General features: G+C 69.2%; 14 protein-coding genes. 10 read left to right on the forward strand and 4 right to left on the reverse strand.

Annotated elements, in window-relative coordinates:
* Positions 1-176 precede the first annotated feature (176 nt).
* The gene (locus tag OG858_RS44900; RefSeq protein WP_327745648.1) at positions 177-557 is read left to right on the forward strand and encodes a BrxA/BrxB family bacilliredoxin; all 381 of its coding nucleotides are present in this window, start codon (positions 177-179) and stop codon (positions 555-557) included.
* A 599-nt stretch (positions 558-1156) separates the two neighbouring features.
* Here the strand turns inward: OG858_RS44900 and OG858_RS44905 are convergent.
* From OG858_RS44905 to OG858_RS44915, 3 genes are all read right to left on the reverse strand, one after another.
* Positions 1157-4462: a family 78 glycoside hydrolase catalytic domain gene (locus tag OG858_RS44905; protein ID WP_319315166.1), complete on the reverse strand. Its 3306-nt coding sequence runs from the start codon at positions 4460-4462 to the stop codon at positions 1157-1159.
* Positions 4463-4540: 78 nt separating this feature from the next.
* Positions 4541-7345, reverse strand: coding sequence for a glycoside hydrolase family 78 protein (locus tag OG858_RS44910; RefSeq protein ID WP_319315169.1), 2805 nt, complete (start codon positions 7343-7345; stop codon positions 4541-4543).
* Between the two features lie 183 nt (positions 7346-7528).
* The gene (locus tag OG858_RS44915; RefSeq protein ID WP_319065918.1) at positions 7529-8572 is read right to left on the reverse strand and encodes a LacI family DNA-binding transcriptional regulator; all 1044 of its coding nucleotides are present in this window, start codon (positions 8570-8572) and stop codon (positions 7529-7531) included.
* Between the two features lie 409 nt (positions 8573-8981).
* On the opposite strand from OG858_RS44915, the gene OG858_RS44920 reads away from it, so the two are divergent.
* The 5 genes from OG858_RS44920 to OG858_RS44940 all read left to right on the forward strand — a co-directional run bounded on the left by OG858_RS44920 (position 8982) and on the right by OG858_RS44940 (position 16085).
* Complete coding sequence (locus tag OG858_RS44920) at positions 8982-10307, forward strand: ABC transporter substrate-binding protein (RefSeq protein ID WP_086746511.1); 1326 nt, start codon at positions 8982-8984, stop codon at positions 10305-10307.
* Positions 10308-10374: 67 nt separating this feature from the next.
* Positions 10375-11307 (forward strand): carbohydrate ABC transporter permease, encoded by a 933-nt coding sequence (locus tag OG858_RS44925; protein WP_086746512.1) that lies wholly within the window; start codon positions 10375-10377, stop codon positions 11305-11307.
* A complete protein-coding gene (locus OG858_RS44930; protein ID WP_086746513.1) occupies positions 11304-12131 on the forward strand; it encodes a carbohydrate ABC transporter permease in 828 nt (275 codons plus the stop codon). Before OG858_RS44925 ends, OG858_RS44930 begins: the two co-directional genes overlap by 4 nt.
* Before the next feature lie 250 nt (positions 12132-12381).
* Entirely contained in the window at positions 12382-13812 is a 1431-nt protein-coding gene (locus tag OG858_RS44935; RefSeq protein ID WP_086746514.1) for a family 43 glycosylhydrolase, read from the forward strand.
* Positions 13813-14138: 326 nt separating this feature from the next.
* On the forward strand, positions 14139-16085 hold the full coding sequence (locus tag OG858_RS44940) for a S41 family peptidase (RefSeq protein ID WP_086746515.1): 1947 nt from the start codon (positions 14139-14141) through the stop codon (positions 16083-16085).
* A gap of 463 nt (positions 16086-16548) precedes the next feature.
* Here OG858_RS44940 and OG858_RS44945 read toward each other — a convergent pair whose 3' ends face one another.
* Complete coding sequence (locus tag OG858_RS44945) at positions 16549-17121, reverse strand: TetR/AcrR family transcriptional regulator (protein WP_179200780.1); 573 nt, start codon at positions 17119-17121, stop codon at positions 16549-16551.
* 346 nt (positions 17122-17467) lie between these two features.
* Here OG858_RS44945 and OG858_RS44950 point away from each other — a divergent pair, with 346 nt between their 5' ends.
* From OG858_RS44950 to OG858_RS44965, 4 genes are read left to right on the forward strand one after another with little or no spacing between them, the layout of a single operon-like run.
* Positions 17468-19612, forward strand: coding sequence for an acetate--CoA ligase family protein (locus OG858_RS44950; protein WP_086746517.1), 2145 nt, complete (start codon positions 17468-17470; stop codon positions 19610-19612).
* A complete protein-coding gene (locus OG858_RS44955; RefSeq protein ID WP_086746518.1) occupies positions 19605-20126 on the forward strand; it encodes a hotdog family protein in 522 nt (173 codons plus the stop codon). Before OG858_RS44950 ends, OG858_RS44955 begins: the two co-directional genes overlap by 8 nt.
* Positions 20119-21588, forward strand: a complete 1470-nt coding sequence (locus OG858_RS44960; protein ID WP_319065922.1) for an amidase — start codon at positions 20119-20121, stop codon at positions 21586-21588. Before OG858_RS44955 ends, OG858_RS44960 begins: the two co-directional genes overlap by 8 nt.
* On the forward strand, positions 21585-23279 hold the full coding sequence (locus OG858_RS44965) for an ABC transporter substrate-binding protein (RefSeq protein ID WP_143677436.1): 1695 nt from the start codon (positions 21585-21587) through the stop codon (positions 23277-23279). The genes OG858_RS44960 and OG858_RS44965 overlap by 4 nt, the downstream gene beginning before the upstream one ends.
* Positions 23280-23319: the final 40 nt, after the last annotated feature.

The raw sequence follows: 23319 nt of genomic DNA on the forward strand, positions 1-23319 counted from the left end.
GAGGTGACGGCTCCGATGCCGGCCGGATGTTGGCTCCTCTTGAGGACAGGCTGAGCTGGATGTATGCCAGATCGGTCATGGGTGCGCGGGTACACGATCGCCCATTGAGTTGTCGCAGGCCGGGCGCCCACAGGCCCGCCGAAGAGGCGGGCGGACCAAACGGTGGCCGCGAAGCCGTGTGTCCGCGCACCGAGCTGCTGAGTGACCAGGATGTCGACCGTGCCATGGAGGAGGCCGGGACGGGCCTGACCTTGGTGGCCATCAATTCGATCCATGGCATGTCGGCCGGCGTCGCCCGGCCTGCGGCCCGCCTCGCCCTGGAGGACGGCTCCAGACGACCCGACCGGCTGGTCACCGTCTTCGCCGAGCAGGACCTGGAAGCCATCGCCCGGATGCGCTCCTACTTTGGGGACACCCCGGCCTCCGAGCCGTCGTTCGCTCTGTTCAAGGACGGCGAACTCGTCCACTTCGTTCCGCGCCACCGCATCGAAGGACGCGATGCCGGGAGTGTGGCCGCCGACCTCAAGGCCGCTTTCGACGAGTTCGGCTCGCCGTGAGGCAAGAGTGCGGGGAGCCCCCGGTGGGGGCTCCCCGCAGCCAGTTCTGCTTTCTGCGGTGGCCGCATGGGAAAGAACGGTGTGCCCCGGCTGCGGCTGGTCGTGGTCGAGGAGAGCCGGCGGGTGGCAGTTCGACGCCGATGCGGCCGTCGTGCGCGGACGTGATGGCGGTGACGACATCGTGCGCCCCTACGGCGACGGCGAGGGCACGGACGCGACCGGCTCCGTGCCGTCCCCGCCGTGGCTCTGGCGGGCAGGGTGCCGTTCACATCCGCGGCCGGGGTGGCGAGGGCGGAGTCCCGCGTTCGGGGGTGCTGTCGGCGCGGCCGATGGGAGCGGGCCACCAGGTTGCTACAGGGGCCTGGAGGCCAGGCTCCCCTGCCGCACAGCCAGGGAGCTGTGCGGCAGGGGAGCGACGCCGGTGACAGCGACTCCTGTTCCGGCCGGCAATCGCGACCGGGTCGTGAGTCGGCGGCCATTCATCGGCGGGAAGTCGCGGTCGTGGAGTGGCGTTCACGGCGTGGTGGCCACCAGAGCACGCAAGACATGCCGTCGGCGTGTCCGGAGCGTTGAGGCTGCCATCAGGTCATGTCACGGGGTTACCCGGTGGCCTCCTTGGCGTCGCCGAGGCCGGTGCGGACGCCGAAGCGGTAGGAGCCCGACCCGACCTCGAACACGGCAGCCCCGCCCTCCATCCGGAGGAACCGGACGCCCTTGGCGGCCTTGGCCGGTCGGCCTCCCTCGGTGACCGCCCCAAGGGTCTTCGCCGGCACGTGAACTTCGGCGACGGTGTTGACCGGCACGGTCACCTTCAGGTCGAGCGCCCGGTTGTTCGTGCTCCACTTCGAGGAGAGAAGGCCGTAGACGGTCTTGAGGCTTCCGGAGCCCTTGGTCAGGTTCCCGCCGGGCACCGGCGCGATCCGGGAGCGCTTGTAGCCGGGTTCGATCGAGGAGATGCCGCCTATGTTCTGGAACATCCAGTCACCCACGGCCCCATAGGCGTAGTGGTTGAAGGAGTTCATGTCGACCGGGCCGAAGTCGCCGTTGGGCATGATCGAGTTCCAGCGTTCCCACATGGTGGTGGCGCCGTTGGCGACCTCGTAGCCCCAGGACGGGTAGTCCTTGTGCAGCAGCATCTTGTAGGCGAGGTCGTCCCTGCCTATCTTGCTCAGCGCGGGCAGCAGCAGCGGTGTGCCGATGAAGCCGGTCCGCAGGTGGTTGTCGGTGAGCGCCAGTTTGGCCACGAACTTCTCGCCGACCTTCTCGACCAGCGCGGGGTCGGAGACGAGGTTCATGCCGAGGGCCATCGCGTACCCGGTCTGCGAGTTGCGCTTGACGGTGCCGTCGGTTGCGACGTACGCCTTGGTGAAGGCGTCGCGGATGTCGGCGGAGAGCTTGCTGTAGTCGGACGCCGCCGCGTCATCACCCAGGGCCTTGGCCACCTCCGCCATCATGCGGGCGTTCTCGGCGTAGTAGGCCGTGCCCAGGATGCCCTGCTCGGTCGGGTCGTCCAGGTGCAGCCAGTCGTTGGTGAAGAAGGTGGTGCGGCCGGGTTCGAGAAGGTCCGGTCCGGCGCTGTCGCGCACGAACTGGAAGAACTTCTGCATGGCGGGGTAGTTCTCCCGCAGGATGCGGGTGTCGTCGTAGGAGCGCCACACGGAGTACGGGACGGTGATCATCACGTCGGACCAGCCGACACCGCTGTCGCCGAACTGGCCCTGTGGGGTCGGTACGACCGCGGGCAGGTCACCGTTGGCGTACTGGGAGTTGCGGACGTCCGCCATCCAGTGGGACAGGAACGCGCGGGTGTCGACCAGGTAGTTGGCCGTGGGCGCGAACAGGCTGATGTCTCCCGTCCATCCCAGGCGTTCGTCGCGGGCGGGGGTGTCGGTGGGGATGGAGAGGAAGTTGCCCCGCTGGCTCCAGGAGATGTTGCTCACCAGCTGGTTCAGCATATTGTCCGAGGTCTTCAGCTTGCCGGTGGACGGGAGGTCGGACCCCCACACGACGCCCTTGACGGCGGAGAGCGCGGGAGGCTCGCTCACCCCGGTGATCTCGATGTAGCGGAACCCGTGCTGGGTGAAGGTGGGCTCGTAGGTCACCGTCCCGGTCTTGGCGAAGACGTAGCGGTCGGTGACCCGCGCGCTGCGGAAGTTGTCGGTGTAGAGGGTGCCGTTCTTGTTGAGCACCTCCGCGTAGCGGATCTTGACCGTCTGTCCGGCGGAGCCGGTGAGGGTCAGCCGGGACACGCCGACCATGTTCTGCCCGAGGTCGTAGACATAGGCGCCGGAGGTGGGCTCGGTCATCTTCCGGGACTTGAGCACCTGGGTCCGGCGCACCGGCTCGTCGCTCTGCGGGACCAGGAGGGCGGTCCGGGACTTCAGGCTCGTGGCGGGTTCCCACTTCGCGTCGTCGAATCCGGGCCGGCTCCAGCCCGAGGGCTTCAGGCCGGCGTCGTAGGTCTCGCCGTCCTGCAGGTCGGCCTTGATGTAGGGGCCGTCCGCCGCCTTCCACGATCCGTCCGTGGCGATCCACTGGACCGAACCGTCGGTGTAGGTGATGCGGACCTTCGCCACAAGAGCGGGGGCGTCCCCGTACTGACCGCTCCAGCCGAGTCCGACCTTGCCGGCCCACCAGCCGTTCGCCAGGGATGCGCCGATCGCGTTGTGTCCGCGGGTGAGCAGCTTCGTCACGTCGTAGGTCTGGGACTGGATGCGCTTGTGGTAGTTCGTCCAGCCCGGGGCGAGCACCTGGTCGCCGACCGCCTTGCCGTTGATCTCCAGCTCGTAGACGCCGAGCGCCGACGCGTAGACCCGCGCGGAGGCGACCTTCTTGCCGGCCTTGGTCGCGAAGCCCTTGCGCAGCAGCGGCAGCGGCCGGACCGCGGGCTCCTTGAGGGCGTCAGTGGTGCCGGACACCACGAGGGCGGAGCCGACGATCTCACCGCCGGTGAACGGGTTCCGGTCGGAAGCGAAGTCGGTGTCGAGCAGCGTGCCGCCGTCGGCGCCGGTCACGACGGCGTCGTAGACGGTTCCCCGTTCGCCGCAGCATCCGTGGGTGCGGAATCCGATGTAGCCCTTGCTGAACGTGGCGTCGGTGAAGGTGTCGACCGGCTTGCCGTCCAAGGTCGTCCTGATGGTGGTACCCACCAGGTCGTAGCGGACGGTGTGGCGGTCGGCGAGGAGACTGGCGTTGGTGAAGCCGTAGGGCGCGAGGTCCACCTCCTTCACCACGCTGTAGTTTCCCTTGACCTGCTTGTGCAGTCTCAGCATCGGGGTCGGGCCCGTGACGTTGAACTGCCACATGTAGCCGTTGCTCGCGTCGGAGGCACGCAGGAACATGCCGAAGGCATTGCTGTCGATCTTGAAGTCGACCGTGGCGGTGTAGTCGGTCCACATGTCGAGTTCACTCGCGGCCTCAGGACGAGTGATCCACTGGGCGCCGTCCCAGTCGCCGGAGTCCAGCAGGCCCGTCTCGAAGTGCGCGTGCGCGCTCCACGGGCTCGCGGCCTTCCTGTCGTCCCAGGCCCGCACCCGCCAGTAGTAGCGGGTGGCCGCCTTCAGGGCGGGGCCGCCGTACCGGACGCCGACCTGGCGGCCGGATGCCACCTTGCCGGAGGACCACACATCTGCGGACCCCGGCGTGCGTCCGACCTGGATCTGATACGCCTTCTGCGAGGTCGCCCGCCGGGACGACGTGGACTGCCAGCCGAAGACCGGGTCCTCACCACCGATGCCCAGGGGGTTCGCCCTGCCGTTGGTGGTCAGTGCCTTCACGGAGAAGGGCGCGCCCGAGGCCGACCCGGCAAGAGACGCGGAGGCGGGCACGACCGCCGTGCCTCCGACCACGGCGAACACGAGAAGGCCTCTGAGGAGTACGAACAGGAGTGAGCGTCTACGGTGCATGGCATCCTCGTATGAATCGTTTCAGATCGTATGTGTCAGCGGCTGATTGCGCCGCGAACACGGTGTGCGTGGGGGAGGTCAGTCCGCCGTGCTGCTCAGCAGGGTCTCCAGAGCGGCGGCGGCGTCGGCGCCGCCGTCCTCGAAAAGGACCCTGTTGAGCAGCGTGGGCAGTCGGCCCGCCGGCAGGTCCAGGAAGGGCCCCAGCTGCCGGGCCAGTTGTGCCGAGTCCCCGTTCAGCCCCTGCCGGGTCAGGGCACCGACCGTGTGTGCCCACAGGCCGGGCTCGTCCATCAGGTCCCGCACGGTGACCACCTCGGACGGTGCCGGGGCGGGGCAGGGGTCGTCGACGCTCCACGTGTGCGTGCCGTGCGCCACGGTCACCGGAGGCTGCCCGGAACCGGGGAGGTGGACGGTGGCCCGTGTTCCCGCGGGCACGACCACCTTCAGGTCGAAGCGGCCGTCCTCGCGCTGCCAGCCCACGGACGCCTCGCCGTACGGGGTGAGGTGCACGGCCGTGGCGTGGGCGAGTGACCGGTGCGGCAGCGGGCGTACGAGGATTTCGCGGTAGCCGGGTGCGGCCGGGGCGAGTCCGGCGACGGTGCGGTGCATCCAGTCGGCGACGGCTCCGAGGGCGTAGTGGTTGAAGGAGGTCATCTGACCGGGGTTGACCGTGCCGTCGGGCAGCAGGCTGTCCCAGCGTTCCCAGACCGTGGTGGCGCCCATCGTCACGGGATACAGCCAGGACGGGCACCCCTTCTCCAGCAGCAGCCGGTGGGCGAGTTCCGGGTGCCCGGCCAAGGTGAGGGCGTCGGTCATCAGCGGGGTGCCGACGAATCCGGTGGCGATGCGGAAGCCGTTGGTGCGGACGAGGTCGGCGAGCCGGTCCCCGGCCACCGCGCGATGGCGCGGGGAGGCCAGCAGGTTCCACTGCAGGGCCATGGCGTACGCGGTCGGCGAGTCGCCCAGCACCCGGCCCGCCGGGGTGACGTAGGCGCGGGCGAACGCCTGGCGGGTCCGGTCGGCGAGTGCGGAGTAGTGGGCGGCGTCCGCGGAGCGGCCCAGTACCTCCGCGGTGTGGGCGACGACGTCGGCGCACCGGACCAGACAGGCGGTGGCGACGACATCGGTGGGAGTGCGGGCGGCGAACGGGTCGTCCGGCGGCGCGGTGGGGTCGAGCCAGTCGCCGAACTGGAAGCCGCCCGCCCACACTCCGTCGGTCGTGAGGGAGGCGGCCTTGTCGACCCATGCGCGGGCGCTGGTGAACTGCCGCCGGAGGACACCGAGGTCGCCGTAGCGTTCGTACAGCACCCAGGGCACCACCGGGGCGGCGTCACCCCAGGCCGCCGCGGTCGGGGCCGCGTCGTCCAGGACGTCGGGGATCACCCAGGGGACGGCGCCGTCGGGGTGCTGGTCGGCGGCGAGGTCGGCGAGCCAGGAGGACAGGAAGCCCGCCGCGTCGAAGAGGAAGGTGGCGGTGGGGGAGAAGACCTGGATGTCGCCGGTCCAGCCGAGCCGTTCGTCGCGCTGCGGGCAGTCCGTGGGTATGTCGAGGAAGTTGCCGCGTGTGCCCCGGACGACGTTCTCGTGGAACTGCTCCAGGTCCGGGTCGGAGCAGGAGAACCAGCCCGTGCGGCGCAGGTCGCTGCTGACGACGACGGCGTGCACATCATCGGCCGCCAGGTCCGGTACGCCGGTGACCTCGGCGTACCGGAAACCGTGGAACGTGAGCGAGGGTTCGAGGACGGTCTCCTCGGCGTCGGCCAGGAGGTAGCTGTCGATGGCGTCGGCCGTCCTCAGTGGCCTGGTGCACAGCTCCTCGTCCTCCAGGACCTCGGAGTGCCGGACGACGACCTCGGCGCCGGCCGTGGTGTCACGCACGCGCAGCCGGACCCAGCCGACGATGTTCTGGCCGAAGTCGACGAGCGTACGGCCGGACGGCGACTGCCAGACCTTCGACGCGGGCAGCACCTCGGTGACGCGTACTGGTGGCCCCTCCGGGGCGACCAGTCGCGCCAGGTCCGCCTCCTGCCCGGACAGCACCTCCACCGGACCGTCGGCCTCGCCCGGGGTGAACCGCAGATCGGTGCGCTGCCCCTTGTAGAGGTCGTCCGCGAGGATCCCGGAATCGCGGGCCCGCCACTGCTCGTCGGTGCCGAAGACCTCCACCGAACCGTCGGCGTAGCGGACCTCCAGCTGGGCCAGCAGGGCCAGCCGGTCGCCGTACAGGGCACGGGCGCCCCACCAGCCGAGGCGGCCGCGGTACCAGCCGTTGCCGAGCACGGCCGAGAGGGTGTTCTCGCCCTTCTTCAGCAGGGTGGTGACGTCATGGGTCTGGTACCGGAGTCGGTGGCGGTAGCTGGTCCAGCCGGGGGCGAGGATCTCGTCACCGACCCGGGTGCCGTTGAGGGACGCGGTGTAGACACCGTGAGCGGTGGCGTAGAGGCGGGCCGAGACCACGTCCTCCCGCAACACGACCGTCCGTACGAGCTCGGGGGCGGGCGCGTCCAGGGCGCCGTGGCGGTGGGGGGTGATGAAGCGGGCGGTCCAGTCGTCGGGGCGCAGCAGTCCTGTCTCCACGGTGACCGGCGCGCTCCAGTCGCTCCAGCGCGTTCCGCAGGCCACCCGGATCCGCACGCTCGCCCCGCTGCGCGAGGCCAGGGGTGCGAAGGGCCACGGCACCAGCACCTGCTCGGCGCAATCGACATGTGCCGTCGTACCGCCGTCCAGTTCTACCTCGTACGCCGTCTGCCGCCAGGCGGGGTCGTCGGTGCGGACCTGCCACGACAGGCGGGGTTCGGACGTGCCGACGCCGAGCGCGTCCTGTCGATGCTCGAACCGGACGGAGACCAGTGTGGTGTCGGGTTCGGGACGCTCAAGGCCCATGCCGGCCGCCTCGCTTCTCTGTCGTGTGCAACGTTCCACGCCTAAAACGACTCAACCCTGAGGCGGAGATGTCCGGCGCGTCAAGAGGAGAAGCTGAGGAAGTTTGCGGCGTCCCTCGCACGGGTTCGACGCTCGCCCGCTCAGGACACGGGTCGAACGCTCTGCGGCGAGGGAGCCGGTCGATCAGGCGCCGGGCGGCGGTGCGGTGGTGCCGCGTGCCACGAGGTGGGGCGTCGAGGCCATGACGACGGCGCGGTCGCGCCGCTTCTCGATCCGCTCCAGCAGCAGTCGGGCCGCGGTCTCGCCCATCATGGCGCCCGCCTGGTCGACGCTGGTCAGGTTCACCGGCGCGAGGGCCGCGACCGAGGTGTTGTTGTAGCCGGCGAGCGAGAGGTCGTCGGGGATGCGCAGGCCGAGCTCGGCGGCGGCCCGGAAGACGCCGGTCGCGGCGACGTCCGCGCCCGCGAAGATCGCGGTGGGCGGGCGGGTGGAGGTGAGCAGCTCCATGGCGCCCCGGTAGCCGCCCTCGTCCGAATACCCGGAGTGCACGACCCGGGCCAGGTCGGCCAGGTCGTGCCGGGCCATCGCCGCACGGTAGGCGGCCCGGACGTGGTGCTCGGGCCGCTGTTCCCACTGGGTGCCGCGCACCGTCGGATGCGACAGATGGGCTATGTCCCGGTGCCCGAGGGCGATCAGGTGGTCGACGACCAGGTCGACGCCGGCCCCGTCCTGGTTGACCACGCAGTCGTACGCCGGGGAGGGATCGTGGTGGCCGATCACCACCGTCGGCACCTCGGCCGCGAGGCGGACCACTTCCGTGCGGGGGACGGTGGGCGCGATCAGGATCAGACCGTCCATCTGGCGGTCCGCCATGGCGTGGATCAGCTTGGTCTGCTCCTCCATCTCGGAGGAGCCGCTGGAGCCGAGGAACAGTGCGTACTCGGTGCCTCGCAGGGCTGTGTTCACGCCGTCCAGGAGGTCTGCGTAGAAGGCGTTGCGGATGCTCGCGAGGAGAACGCCGATCGTGTAGGTGCGGCCCCTCATGCCGCGGGCGGCGGCGTGCGGACGGTAGCCCAGCTCGGCCATGGCCGCCTGCACCCGCTCACGCATCGCCGGACTCACCCCGTAGGCGTTGCGCAGCACCTTCGACACCGCCGAGGTGGACACCCCCGCGCTGCGCGCGACGTCGGTGATGGTGGCTCTCTTCGAACTGCTTGCCGGTCGCACTGGTGCGTACCTCCGTTGTCATGCACCGCCTCGCCCCGCCCGTCGGTGTTTCCGGAACGTTACTCGCGGATGACTTGACGGCTCCGGCCTGTTCGCTTCAACCTTTGGGGCACCCCTTCGTGGAACGTTACACGAAGGCAGTTCGTAAGACAGGGCCCACGACGGGCGGCTGCACCACGGCCGGGCCGCTCAGGGTGTCAGAAGTGGCAGATGGAGACCAGAGGGCCCAGAAGCCCTCTGTCGCATCGTTACCGGCCCACTTCCTTGCCTCGAAAAGTCGTCCGCCGGAGGGTTGGTCCGTCCAGTGCTCGCGTCCGCCGCAGGGTACGCAGTCTCTCGCGCCGCTGCCTTGAGGCGTCACCCCCAAGCCATTGAAACGATCCATCCCCGTTTGAACGAAGGAACATCCATGAGGTCAACCACTCGCGCCAAGAGAAGGACGGCCGTCGCCGCAGCCGCCGTTCTGCCGCTCCTGCTCAGCGCGTGCAGCGCGGGCTCTCTCGGCTCGTCCGGCGGGGACGACAGCGCGACGACGATCAAGCTGCTCGTCGACAACGCGCCCGACAACCTTGCGGCCGCCAAGCAACTGGCCAAGGACTTCCAGGCCAAGAACCCGAAGATCAGGGTCAGTGTGGAGACGCGCCCCGGCGGAGCCGACGGCGACAACCTCATCAAGACGCGGCTGCAGACCGACAGCATGGCCGAAGTCTTCTCGTACAACACCGGTTCGCTGTTCCAGCAGATCGACCCGGCGAAGACCCTCACGCCGATCACCCAGGACTCGTACGTCAAGAGCCTCGACAAGTCCTTCGTCCCCCAGGTCACGGTCGGTGACGAGACCTACGGCGTGCCCTTCGGTTCGGCTCTGGGCGGCGGTGTCCTCTACAACAAGAAGGTCTACGCCAAGCTCGGTCTGACGGTGCCGAAGACCTGGGCCGACTTCATCGCCAACAGCAAGAAGATCAAGGCCGCCGGCATCGCCCCGGTCATCCAGACCTACCAGGACACCTGGACCTCCCAGCTCCTCGTCCTGGGCGACTTCCACAACGTGTCCGCCGAGGAACCGGACTTCGCGCAGGAGTTCACCGGCAACAAGGCGAAGTTCGCCACGGACGAGAACGCCGTCAAGGGCTTCGAGCACCTGCAGCAGATCCACGACCTGAAGCTGCAGAACTCCGACTACGCGTCGGCCACGCTCGTCAAGGGCCTGGAGATGCTGGCCACCGGCAAGGGCGCCCAGTACCCGATGCTCTCCACCGTCATCGGCGCGATCAGGACGAGCAACCCCGATGAGCTCGACGACGTCGGCTTCTTCGCCCTGCCCGGGGACGAGGCCTCCGCCAACGGCATGACGGCGTGGTTCCCGAACGCCTTCTACGTCCCGAAGAGCACCACCGGTGACAAGCTCGCCGCGGTCAAGAAGTTCCTCGCGTTCACCGCGAGCCCGGCCGGTTGCACCTCCCAGGCGGAGGCGTCGACGCCCACCGGCCCGTACCTGGTCGAGGGCTGCACCCTGCCGTCGGACGTTCCCAACATCACCAAGGACGTCGCGGCGTACTTCACCGACGACGCACAGAGCCCGGCGCTGGAGTTCCTGTCCCCGGTGAAGGGCCCGAGCCTCGAACAGATCTGTGTCCAGGTCGGCTCCGGCATCACCGGGGCCAAGGCCGGCGCGGCCCTGTACGACAAGGACGTCAAGAAGCAGGCTCAGCAGCTCGGCCTGTCGGGCTGGTAGGAACGCACGTCAGTGTCTCCCCGCCTCCGAAAAGGGGTGCGGGGAGGCGCCCGAGAGAGGTCGACCGATGACCACAGTTGTACCGACCGGGCCACCGACGGCCGAGAAGCCGAAAGTGGCGGCCAGAACGCGTCGGTCCGCCAAGACGCACAGCGCCTATCCCACCTGGTTCTACCTGCCGGCCGCAGTGATCTACGGGGTGCTGTTCCTCGTCCCGACGTTCGCGTCGTTCTACTTCAGCCTGACCCGGTGGACCATCTTCAAGTCGACCTTCATCGGCCTGGACAACTTCACCGAGTTCTTCCAGGAACCCGCCCTCGTCAAGGGCTTCGTCAACACGTTCCTCTACGCGGTCGTCACCTCTGGCCTCAAGGTGGTCCTCGGCCTCCTCCTGGGAATCCTGCTGACCAGCCAGATCCGCGCCCGTGGCTATCTGCGCTCGGTGGTGTTCTTCCCCGTCCTGGTCAGCACCGTCGGCATCGGCATCACCTTCACCGCTTTCATGGACCCCTCCACCGGAGCGATCAACAGGGCGCTGGCGGTCGTCGGCATCGACGGTCCTGGCTGGCTGACGGACCCGTCGCTGGCGTTGTTCTCGGTGGCCCTCGTCGACGTCTGGAAGGGCGTCGGGCTGGCGACCGTCATCTACATCGCCGGCATCGTGTCCATCCCTCAGGACTACTACGAGGCGGCGAGGATCGACGGCGCGGGCCCGTGGCAACAGTTCCGCAACGTCATCCTGCCGCTGAGCTGGCCGGCGACCTCGACCGTCATCATCCTGTCGCTCATCGGCGGCCTGCGGTCCTTCGACCTCATCTGGGCGATGACACGCGGAGGACCGGGCTTCAGCTCCGACGTGGTGGCCTCCGTCATCTACAAGCAGTACCAGGCGGGTTTCTACGGCCTGTCGACCGCCGGAAACGTCATCCTCTTCCTGGTCGTGACGGCGGTCATCGTCCCGTTGTCCCGCTTCCTGGCGAGCAAGGAGGTGGAGCGGTGAGGAATCCCGCCCGTACCTGGCTCGGCGTCGTGTCGGTCGCCGTCAGCGTCGTCGTCTTCGTCGTCCCGTTCGCGTTCATCGTGCTGACGGCCGTGAAGGACCCGCAGCAGGCCTCCCAGCTCGACTTCTCCTGGCCGCACCACTTCCAGCTGGTGGACAACTTCGTCGAGGTCGTCCAGGCGCGGGACTACATCCTCGTCATCGCGTTCATCAACAGCGTGATCCTGACCGTCGCCAGCGTGACGGCGATGGTCGTCCTCGGGGCGATGGTCGCGTTCGTACTGCAGCGGCGGGTCACCCGCTGGACGGGACTCATCAACTTCCTCGTCCTGTCCGGGCTGATCATCCCCCCGGCCGTGGTGCCGACGATCTGGGTCCTGCAGAAGGCCGGCCTGTTCGGCACCCTCCCCGGACTGATCCTCGTGGAGATCGCGTTCGGTCTGTCCTTCTCCATCCTGCTCTTCCGCGCCTTCATCGCCACCATCCCGCGCGAACTCGACGAGGCCGCCATCATCGACGGCGCGTCACCGCTGCGGCTGTTCTTCCAGGTCATCCTCCCGGTGCTGCGGTCGGTGATCGTGACGGTCATCGTCGTGCAGTCGGTCGCCGTCTTCAACGACTTCACCAACCCGCTGTACTTCCTGCCCGGCGAACAGAACGCCACCGTCCAGCTGACCCTGTTCAACTTCCAGAGCCAGTACAGCACCAGCTACAACCTGCTCTTCATGGACATCCTGCTCATCACGATCCCGCCGCTGATCATGTTCCTGTTCTTCAACCGGCAGATCGTGGCAGGCATGACCGCCGGAGCGGTCAAGGGTTAGACGACCCCGCCCCCGACCGCCATCGCCGTTCGGCAGCGGCCTCAAGCCGCGCCGAGGCGGACCGAAAGCCCGCACCCCACACGTCCTCCCGGCGCCGCGATCCAGCAGAACCGCTGGTCCGGCCCGTGTCCGCGCCCCATCACCTCCCCGATGGGGCGCGGACACGGAGAACTCGGCGCAGCCCGGAACGGCCGACGCCCACTCGGGGGGTGAACTCCCGCCCCTCAACTGCGACACGAAGGAGTCTCGTATGCGCGTCCACAACCACCCGGGGCCGCGTCCCGGGATACGTGTGAGAAGCGGCCGGTCCGCACTCGGGGCGGTCCTGGTGGCCTTCCTGACCGTCCTCGGCATGGTCACCGCATCTCCCGCGCAGGCACTCAGCGGTGACGTCCGTATGCACGACCCGAGCCTCATCAAGGTGGGCAGCTGCTACTACGGCTTCTCCACCGGGTTCGAGAACGACTCGGCGAACCCCAGCGGATCCGTCACCATCCGCAGGACGTGCGGCGGAACCGCGGCGTCCGGATGGACGAAGGTGGGGAACGTCTGGGAGTCGACCCCGTCCTGGATCACCGAGAAGCTCGGTGCGACCCCGCCGAACATCTGGGCCCCGGAGATCAAGCAGTTCAACGGCAAGTACCACCTGTACTACGCCGGTTCCCGCTGGGGCACCTCGTACGCCGTGATGGGCGTGGCCACCGCCACGAACATCGAGGGCCCCTGGACCGACCAGGGCATGGTCACGGACGTCAACTACCCGATCGACCCCAACGTCGACTGGGGACCGGACGGCCGCCTGTACATCTCCTGGGGTTCCTTCACCGGCCCCGGCACCTACATGCACGTCCTGGACCAGTCCACCGGCAAGCTGTCCACCACCGACCACAACCTCTGGCACCTCGCCGTCGGCATCGAGAACCCGACGATCGTCCTCAACGGCGGCTACTACTACCTCTTCGGCTCCAAGGGGCTGTGCTGCAGCGGGACGAACAGCAACTACTACACCGTGGTCGGCCGGTCCACCAGCATCACGGGACCGTATCTCGACCAGAGCGGCACCAACATGCTCTCGAACGGCGGCACCACCGTCCTCAACGGCGCTCGCCCCAGGGTGGCCGCCGGCGGTGCCGACGCCTACGACGACGGCACGTCCAAGTACCTCGCCTACCACTACTACGACGCCGACCAGGCCGGGCGGGAGGCCCTCGACATCCGTCAGATGACCTTCTCGGGCGGCTGGCCCGTCCTCTCCGGTCCGCTCGGGGCCCCGAACAACCACCTGTGGAACCGGAACGCCGACAAGTGCGCGGACGTCTGGTCCGCGAGTACGGCTGACGGAGCGTCGGTGAACTCCGGGAACTGCAACTCCGGGACGAACCAGCAGTGGGTGCCCACCGCCGTGGGCTCCAACTACCAGCTGGTCAACGTCAACAGCGGCAAGTGCCTCCAGGTCGCCGGGGCGTCGACAGCCAACGGGGCGGCCGCCGTCCAGTCGACGTGCACCGGGGCCTCGCACCAGCTGTGGAAGAGGACAGCGGTGATCGGCGCCTACCTCACCTTCACCAACGTCAACAGCGGCAAGTGCCTCCAGGTCGCCGGGGCGTCCACCGCCAACGGGGCGGCCCTGGACCAGTCGACCTGCACCTCCGGCGCGAACCAGCAGTGGATGATCGTCTGAGGCGGCGGGGGAGCGTCACCGCACCGGACAGGTGAAGTGCCCGGGCCGGCCGAGATGTGACTCGGCCGCCCGGGCTCTTGGACCGTCGGGACCTCATATCAGCGAAGGCGGGCACGTCGTCGGTCTGTCCGGTGGTGAGGGCGGACAGGAACGTCCGGGCCTCCGTCGGCTCTGCATGCCGCGGAGGTGAACCCGCCGGGGCGGCCGGATCCGCCGTGTGAGGCACTTCTCTACGTCCGATCAGGCGAAAACGTCGTGTACGCCGCTCAAGCCGCGGCCGACTGCCTGACGTTGGGAGCCCCTGACCTCAACCCTTGAGGGACACCATGACGGACTCGGCCGACCACAGAACACCCTCGTTCATCCAGCAGGCCGCGGAACCGGTCCGCGCCCACCTGGCCACCTCGACCCCCTTGAGCAGCTTCCTCGAAGGTGCCGGCACTCTGACACTGGAGGAGCGCCGCCTCATCGTCGACCAGGCACTCGTCCTGCTGGAGCAGAACTACGTCCACCTGCCGCTCAAGGCCGCGATGCACGCCGTGAACCCGGTCCAGCGCCTGCGGGTGCTGCGGCGGCGTCTGGAGCGGCAGACGCAGCAGACCATGCCTCGGGAATGGCTCTTCCACGCCGAGGTGTCGGAGATCTTCCACTCCGTCAGAGACCTGCACACGAACTACCTGCTCCCTGACCCCTTCAACGGCAAGATCGCCTTCCTGCCGTTCCTCATCGAGCAGTACACGGACGACCAGGGCACCCACTTCATGGTCACTCACGTGGCCGAGGGCTTCTCCGCACCCGGCTTCAAGCCCGGCGTCGAGATCACCCACTGGAGCGGCATCCCCATCTCGTCGGCCGTCGACCTGAACGCGGCCCGGTTCGCCGGCAGCAACGCCCCTGCCCGGCGCAGCCGAGGCGTCCAGTCGCTGACCGTGCGGCCGCTGCGCATCCACCTGCCTCCCTTCGAGGAGTGGGTGACCGTCAGCTACCTCGACGAGAGCGGCACGCAGCGTGAGCTGCGCGAGAACTGGCGCATCGTGGAGAATCTGCCTCCCATGGTGGACGCGGACGCGATCAGCGCCGCGGCCCTGGCTCAGGGGCTGGACCTCGACGCGGACGAGGTGGGCCGGGCCAAGGTGCTGTTGTTCGCCCCTCGGGTCGTCGCCCAGGAACAAGCCGTCCAGGCCGACGAACCCGCGCCCGAGCTGCGCCAGGGTGAGATCGCCACGACGATGCCCAAGGTGTTCAAGGCCCAGCAGGTGGAGACGCCGTCCGGGACGTTCGGCCACATCCGGATCTTCACCTTCAGCGTGAACGACCCGATGGCTTTCGTGAAGGAGTTCGTCAGCCTCATCGGCCAGCTGCCGCAGAACGGGCTCATCGTGGACGTCCGGGACAATGGCGGCGGCCACATCCACGCCGCCGAGTTCGCCCTGCAGGTCCTCACCCCCCGCCGGATCGCGCCCGAGCCGGTGCAGTTCATCAACACCCCGCTCAATCTGCGCATCTGCCGCGAGCACCAGGACGGCTCCTCGGGCATCGACCTGGGTGCCTGGGTCCCCTCCATGGAGCAGGCGCTGGAGATCGGCGCCACCTTCTCCAGCGCCTTCCCCCTCACCCCCGAGGACGGTGCCAACGCGATCGGGCAGCAGTACTTCGGGCCGGTGGTTCTCATCACCAACGCCCGTTGCTACTCGGCCACCGACATCTTCGCCGCCGGTTTCCAGGACCACGGGATCGGCCCTGTGCTCGGCACCGACGAGAACACCGGCGCCGGCGGGGCCAACGTCTGGACCCACAAGCTTCTCTCCGACCTCCTGCAAGGCGACCGGGCCACGCCGTACGTACCGCTGCCGAAGGGAAGCGGCATGCGCGTGTCCATCCGCCGGACCCTCCGGGTCGGCGCCCTGTCCGGCACCCCGGTGGAGGACCTGGGCGTCATCCCCGACCAGCCGCACCGGATGACCCGCCGGGATCTCCTGGAGGACAACGCCGATCTCTTCAACCGGGCGGGCCGGCTCCTCAAGGACCGGGAGCCGCACGCCGTGTCCATCACGGACGCGATCTCCGTCAACGGCTCTCTGAAACTCAAGGTGAAGGCGACGAACGTCGATCGCGTGGACGTCTACGTCGACCAGCGACCGCGCGCATCAGTGGACCTCACCGATGGACAGGCGGACGTGACGGTCCCCGTCGCGGCAGCCGCTCACTCGGCTCGCATCGAAGGCTTCGAGGCCGGCCACCTCGTCGCCAGCAAGACGGAACAGCTCAACTAGCCACCCGGCTGAGCGGAGAGCCCTCGCATCGAGTGATGCGAGGGCTCCGGCTGTACACATGCTGAGCCTGCCGGAAGATCGCGTTCGCTCAGGGCGAGGTGGCACCGACCGCGAGGTCTCCTCGGTGAGGACCTGAGGATGTCCCGGCTGCTGAGTTGGTCACCACTGGGCGCTGCCCACCAGGTACTGCCTGCCTGCCGGCCGGCCCGGAGCGTCGGCCGTCACCACGGCCGCCGCTGACCGATGGCCTGGGTCAGGCGTTCGGCCTGCGGAACGGCCGCGGAGGCTCCGCCCGCGCACCGCGGGCGGAGCTGTGCGTCGGAAACGTAATCCGCTGCGCACCAGTTCCGAGACTCCTCTCCGAGCTGGTGCGATGGGTTCCCACTACCGGGGCCATGCGCTCTGCGAGGGCGCCGGGATCCATCCGCAGGCGACGCTCACCGCAGGGTCGTGCCGGTTCGTCCTACAGGCCGTACGCTGCGAGCGCCGCGTCCAGCACCGCCAACTGCCGCTCCCGTGGCCACGCGTGATGGTGCTCCACGGCCGACAGGACCAGCCCGTTGGCCAGCACCCGCAGCAGGTCGACGGTCGCATCGACCTGCTCGGCGGGCACCAGGGGTTCGACATGGCTGCGCAGCAGTCCCCGTATGCGTGCGTCCATGGTCGTGAAGAACTCCCCGATGCTCGGCTCCTGGTCGCGTTGGGCGATGAGGACGATGCGGCCCTTCTCCGCGCCCCACTCGTCCTCGGCCAGCGGGAGCATCCAGCGCATCAGGATCCGCAGCCGCGTGGGCGCGTCAGCGCCCTCCTCGAGGGCCGCGAGTTCGGTGTCGTAGCTGTCGATCATCTCTGCCACGACGGCGCGCATCAGCTCCGGGCGGGTCGGGAAGAAGTGGGTGACGAGGGTGATGGAGCCACCCAGCTCCTTGGCCACGGCTCGAATGGTGAGGGCCGAGGGGCCACCGCCGACGAGGATCCGACGTGAGGCGTCGATGATGTCGCGACGGCGCTGCTCATGGTCAACATGACGGGGCACGGCTCTCCTTCTGGGGCTCCAGCCTGCCATTCTCCGGCCCGCTTCGCTGCGGTGGGCCGGTATGGCGGATCGCCCATCAAGTAAACGTCTCGTGACGGCACAACTGATCAGGGCCGACCTATTGTCGAAGTGTATCCATGGATATACATTCACCGATACGCAACGCGGGAAGCCGTCGGCCTCCCGAAAGAACCCGGTCCTGTGCCACCCCGCCGACCGGCCCACCAACCGGCACCCTCCGCGGTCACTCACCGCTGAGCCGGACCACATCTGCTCCCTCGTCGCTTGCGTCCAACCCCCTGCGAGCCGTCGAAGCACCCCCTGAATCCGAGTCTGGAGTCACCGGATGACAGAGCCACCACGTCACGCTCGCGGCCTGAGCGCACTGCTGAGGCCGACCTCCGTCGCTGTCCTCGGGGCCTCGGCCAGGAAGCTGAGCGCGGGCAACCACGTGCTGCGGAACCTTCGGCGGCGGGCCTACGCCGGTGAGATCCACGTCGTCCACCCGTCGGCCGCGAGCATCGACGGCTTCGCGGCCGTTCAGGAGGTCGCTCAGCTGCCCGGCGGCATCGACACGGCCGTCGTCTCCCTGCCCGCTCCCGCCGTCATGGACGCCCTGCACCGGCTGGAGTCGGCCGGATGCCGGTCGGCGCTCGTGCCGACCGTGGGCCTGGACGCCCCGACCACCCGCGCGTTCATCGACTTCGCCCGCACCAGCGAGATGGCTGTGCACGGGCCGAACTGCATGGGGTTCATCAACCACACCGACGGCATCCCACTGTGGATCGACACCGCCAACGTCACCGGCGCCGAACCCGGCAACGTGGCCCTCATCGCCCAGTCCGGATCCGCCGCGATCTTCGTGGCCCGGTCCAGCGGACGGGTCCGGTTCTCCAAGATCGTCTCATCGGGGGGCGAGTACGGCCTGACGACCGCCGACTACCTGTCCTGGCTGGCCGACGATCCGGCGACGGCCGCGGCTGGAGTGGTCCTCGAATCGATCAGGGACCTGCCCTCCTTCGTCGCCGGGGTGACGAGGATGCGCCAGGCCGGAAAGGCCGTCGTGGTCCTCAAGGTGGGCCGCAGCGCCGTCGGCTCCGCCGCCACGATCGCCCACACCGGGGCGCTGGTGGGCAGCGACGCCGCGTACCAGGCGCTCTTCGAGCGGCTCGACGTACCCCTGGTCGCGGACTACGACGAACTGGCGTCCGTCCTGCAGTGCCTCACGGTGCCGGACCTGCCCCCGGCGGCCGGTACACGGGTCGGCGTGATCACCATCTCCGGGGGACAGGCCGCCCTGGCCGCCGATCTCGCCGAAGCCCGCTCGGTCACCACCCCCGCGTTCACCGATGCGACCACCCGCGCGCTGGAAGAGGCCATGCCGGGCGCGACGGTGAACAACCCCTACGACTCCGGGGCAAGTGTCCTCTTCACCGAGGAAGGCTACGAGCGGTCGATCCGGCTGGTGCTCGACGACCCGGCGGTCGACTCCGTCCTGGTCGTACTGGACGGCCAGGCCACGCTCACCGACGCCGAGGTGGAGTACGAGTCCGACGAATTCCGTTCGGTTCGTGCCGTCGCGGACCGGCGCCCGGCCAAGCCTCTGGTCGTCGCCTCCAGCAGCTCGGTGAGCGTCCATCCGGCCTGCGAAGCGTTCCTCGGGCCCTCGGTCCCGTTGCTGCGGGGCATCGGTAACGGGCTCGTCGCGCTGCGCTCACTGGCCGCGAACCAGCGGCCCGTGCCCGGCGCCCGGAAGGACGACGGGACCGACGGTCCGGACCGAGAGGCGGTGCGCGAGCTGCGGACGCGGGTCGCCCGGCACGACGGCCCCCTGACCGCGGCGCTCTCGCGGGAGCTGCTCTCCCTGTACGGGCTGCCGTGCGTGGAGTCGGCGGTCGTGCCGGACGCCGACGGCGCGGGGCGGTGGGCCTCGGCCCACGGGTACCCCGTGGTCGTGAAGGTCGCGTCGGCCGACGTCGCGCACCGTTCCGACGTCGGCGGTGTGGTCCTCGATGTCAAGGACGAGGCCGCGCTGCGGCTCGCGGTCGACGGTATCCGGGCCCGGGTCGGTGCGGCCCGCCCCGATGCCGTCATCGAGGGCTTCGAGATACAGCGGCAGGTCGGCGACAGCACGGAGGCCATGATCGGGTTCGTGTCCGACCCGGTCTTCGGCGCCGTCACCACAGTGGGCACCGGCGGTACGCTCGTGGAACTGCACAGGGACACGGCATCCGTGCTGGCCCCCGTCGACCCCCTCGAAGCCGCGCAGGTCATCGGCCGTACGCGTCTGGGCACAGTGCTGGACGGCTACCGCAACCTCCAGCCCAAGACCGATACGGGCCCTCTAGCGGACGCCGTGCACCGGCTCTCCCTGCTGGCCGCCGGCTTCGCCGACCTGCTCTCCGAGGGAGACCTCAATCCCGTCTTCGTGGAGCACGGCACCGGCCGCGTCCTGATCGTCGACTCCCTCCTGGTGGCCCACCATGCCTGACGCCAACGCCCCCACCGCCGTCCCGTCCCAGGACGGCGTGACGGTCATGTTCACCGACATCCCGGCCCTCGTGGGCCGCTCGTTCACCGGGGACTGGTTCGCCGTCGACGGCGACAAGCTGCCGCTGTTCGACGAAGCCAGTTACGTCGACCAGAACCCCGACGGATACGACCTGGCCATCTATCCCGAGCAACTGGTCGAGGGCTTCCACCTGCTCAGCCTCCTCGACCATCTGATGAGCAGGGTCCTGCGGCCCGCTCCCGGCGAGATCTCCGGCTGGAACTACGGGCTGGACCGCGTGCGCTTCGTCTCCCCGGTACAGGCCGGGGAACGCATGCGGCTGACGTTCGAGGTCCTTCAGGCCGAGCCGCGCGGCGACGGCCATCTGCTGCTGTTCGACTGCGTGATCGAGGTCGAGAACAGGACGCGGCCCGGGTTCACCGCCCAGTGGCGGGTGCTCTGGCTGCCTGCCGTAGACGGAGACGGCGAAGACGAGGAGTGCCGCAATGACTGACGACCTGCTGTGCGACATGCCGGCCACCGAACTGGCCCGGGCCATCCGAGAACGTGCGGTGTCACCGGTGGAAGCGGTCCAGGCCGTGCTGGCCCGGATCGAGCGGGTCGATCCACTGGTCAACGCCTTCGTGACGGTGACCGCCGAGCAGGCGCTCACCGCCGCGCGGGAGGCCGAACGACAGGTGACGGCCACGTCGGCCGAGCAGCTCGCTCCGCTGCACGGTGTGCCGATCACGGTCAAGGACCTGACGGACACCGCGGGGGTGCGCACCACGTACGGATCCGTGGCCTTCAAGGACCACGTGCCCCAGCGCGACACCCTGGCGTGGTCCCGTCTCAAGGCGGCCGGGGCCATCCTTGTCGGCAAGACCTGCACGCCCGAGTTCGGGGCGCTGGGCGTCACGGAGAGCCCGCTGACCGGGATCACCAACAACCCCTGGGACACCAGCAGGACCGCGGGCGGTTCCAGCGGAGGTGCCGCCGCCGCAGTGGCGTCCGGCCTGGCCCCGCTCGCCTGGGGCAGCGACGGAGGCGGCTCCATCCGCATCCCCGCCTCGTGCTGCGGGGTGGTCGGCCTCAAGGCGTCAACCGGCCGGATCCCCGTGTACGGGGAGGGCGACGTCTACGGCCTGGTCTCCACCTCCGGCCCGCTGACCCGCACCGTCGCGGACGCCGCCCTGATGCTGCACGTCACCGCCGGCCCCGATCCGCACGAGCCGATGGCCCTCCCGGCGCCACCGGTCCCCTTCAGTGAAGCCCTCCGCGGCGCGAGCGTCCACGGGCTGCGCGTCGCCTACAGCCCAGACTTCGGCCAGGGCCCGGTCGACCCCGACGTACGCGACCGGTTCGAACGGGCCCTGCGGGTGTTCGCCGAGGACCTGGGAGCCCACGTCGAGCCGGTGGACGTCGACCTGCCGGACGCCGTCCAGTACTTCATGGACTTCTGGACGCCCGCGTTCACCCTCGCTCTGGACGAGCTGACGGAGCGCGGCTGGGACCCGGTAGGCTCGGCCCCGGTCTTCAACCGCCTCGCGGAAAAGGGACGCACCCTCACCGCCGCCGACCACCTGCGGACCTCGGCGTCCGCCCGCGCCAGGATCGCGGAGGGCTTCGCGGCCGTCTTCTCGCGCTACGACCTCCTGCTCACCCCGACGATGCCTGCCGCCGTGTTCCCGCACCCGGGCCCCGCCGCAGGCCCCACCCACATCGACGGCCAGGCGGTGACCGAACCGGGCATCGCCTTCCACCGTCTGACCGAACCGCCGAGCCACGCCGGCCTGCCCGCCGTCTCCGTGCCGTGCGGATTCGACTCCCACGGCCTGCCCGTCGGTCTGCAGATCATCGGCCCCTACCACGGTGACGCGGACATCCTGCGCGCCGCCGCCTGCTACGAGGCCGCCACCGAGTGGTCCACCCGCCGCCCCCCGCTCGCCACGACCCGTCCCAGGAGCACGAGATGAACACCCACCCGTCCCCCGCTCCGGCGGCCCGCAGAGCGGTGGCATGCCGCCGGGCCGGCACCGCCGCCGCGGTGGCCGTGCTCGTTCTCGCCGCCGGCACCGCCTGTTCGTCCGACACGTCCGACACGTCCGGCCCCTCGGCCGACCCGGCCGCCGGCCCATCCCTGACCAATGCCCTGCCCAAGGCCGCCGCAGGCGACATCGACCACCTCGACTGGGGCCTGCCGCGCGGCGAGCCGGGATCCCTCGACCCGCTGAACGCGTACGACTACAGCGTCGACCTGGTGCTGTCCAACCTGTGCGACCCCCTGTTCCGGACGAACCCGGACTTCACCACCAGCCCGAACCTCGCCACCTCCACCTCCCGGCCCGACAAACTGACCGTGGTCTACACGATCCGAGAAGGCGTGAAGTTCTGGAACGGCCACCCCCTCACCGCCGAGGACGTCGCCTACAGCCTGGGCCGCAACCTCGACCCGCAGGCGCCCTCCCACTTCCTCTTCGACAAGGTGAAGTCCATCAAAGCGACCGGTACCCACCAGGTCACCGTCCGCTTCAAGACCTACGACGAACTGTTCACCAAGGAGCTGGCCAGCCCGATCGGCGGCATCGTCGAGAAGGCGTACGCCGTCAAGGCCGGCAAGAACCTGGGCACGGCCAAGGGCGGCCTCATGTGCAGTGGCCCCTTCAGGCTGAAGCAGTGGAACGCGGGCTCCGGCATCGAACTGGAACGCAACGACGCCTACTGGAACCCCGCCTACAAGGCCCACGCCAGGACGGCCACGCTCAAGTTCCTGACGGACTCCACCGCTCTGGCGCAGGCCCTGGTGTCGGGCGAGGTCGACGGCGCCTACGAAGTGCCCCCGGCCGTGATCCCGCGCCTGAAGTCCAGTGCCGACGGCACGCTGCACTTCGGCCCGTCGATCCAGTACGTCAACCTGGCGCTGGCCCGCTCGGGCGGCCCGCTCGCCGACAGCGTCATCCGCAAGGCCCTGTTCACCTCGATCGACCGCGCGGCGCTGGCCAAGGTCGTCTTCAACGGCGCGGGCGAGGCGAACTACACCAACCTTCCCACGAGCGGCTGGGACCCGGAGGCGCGCGACATCTACCAGGACGCCTACGGGGCGTACGAGAAGTCCAACGCCTACGACGTCGACGCGGCCAAGAAGCTCGTCGACTCCGTCGGCGCCCCGAAACAGCCGGTCAAGCTCGTGACCCTCGCGGGAGACGCCACCCAGTCCCAGCTCGCCCAGCTCATCCAGCAGCAGGCCAAGGCCATCGGGCTGACCGTGCGGATCCAGGCCCTGCAGCCACTCCAGTACGGCAGCACCTTCGTCGATCCGTCGGCGCGCAAGGACATCGACCTGCTGCTCAGCGTCGGCTACAACCAGGTCGCCGACCCGCTGGAACAGCTTGGTCTTTCGTTCCGGCCGGGCGCCACGTACAACTACACCGGTTACGACGACCCGAGCGTCAACAGTGCTCTCGCCAAGGCCCAGCAGAGCGACGACGCCACCGAACGGGCGAAGCTGATCGTGGCGGCACAGAAGGTCTACGAAGCGGAGAACCTGACCACCTCGCTGGTCGGACTCAACGAGGTGTCCTACCTGAGCAACAAGCTCTCGGGCGCCACGACCTCGTTCGCCTACATGTTCCAGCCGTCTCTCGCCCTGATTGGGCCAGTGAAGTAGCAGATCACCGCGTGGCTGCCCGGTACGACCGGGCGGCCAC

This window comes from Streptomyces europaeiscabiei, assembly GCF_036346855.1.
GTDB lineage: Bacteria > Actinomycetota > Actinomycetes > Streptomycetales > Streptomycetaceae > Streptomyces > Streptomyces europaeiscabiei.

What these genes read in the sequence shown, in the direction of transcription:
- OG858_RS44935 (WP_086746514.1), top strand. Translation starts at nt 12,382, where the DNA reads ATGCGCGTCCACAACCACCCGGGGCCGCGTCCCGGGATACGTGTGAGA.
- OG858_RS44950 (WP_086746517.1), top strand. Translation starts at nt 17,468, where the DNA reads ATGACAGAGCCACCACGTCACGCTCGCGGCCTGAGCGCACTGCTGAGG.
- OG858_RS44910 (WP_319315169.1), bottom strand. Translation starts at nt 7,345, where the DNA reads ATGGGCCTTGAGCGTCCCGAACCCGACACCACACTGGTCTCCGTCCGG.
- OG858_RS44925 (WP_086746512.1), top strand. Translation starts at nt 10,375, where the DNA reads ATGACCACAGTTGTACCGACCGGGCCACCGACGGCCGAGAAGCCGAAA.
- OG858_RS44960 (WP_319065922.1), top strand. Translation starts at nt 20,119, where the DNA reads ATGACTGACGACCTGCTGTGCGACATGCCGGCCACCGAACTGGCCCGG.
- OG858_RS44940 (WP_086746515.1), top strand. Translation starts at nt 14,139, where the DNA reads ATGACGGACTCGGCCGACCACAGAACACCCTCGTTCATCCAGCAGGCC.
- OG858_RS44920 (WP_086746511.1), top strand. Translation starts at nt 8,982, where the DNA reads ATGAGGTCAACCACTCGCGCCAAGAGAAGGACGGCCGTCGCCGCAGCC.
- OG858_RS44955 (WP_086746518.1), top strand. Translation starts at nt 19,605, where the DNA reads ATGCCTGACGCCAACGCCCCCACCGCCGTCCCGTCCCAGGACGGCGTG.
- OG858_RS44905 (WP_319315166.1), bottom strand. Translation starts at nt 4,462, where the DNA reads ATGCACCGTAGACGCTCACTCCTGTTCGTACTCCTCAGAGGCCTTCTC.
- OG858_RS44965 (WP_143677436.1), top strand. Translation starts at nt 21,585, where the DNA reads ATGAACACCCACCCGTCCCCCGCTCCGGCGGCCCGCAGAGCGGTGGCA.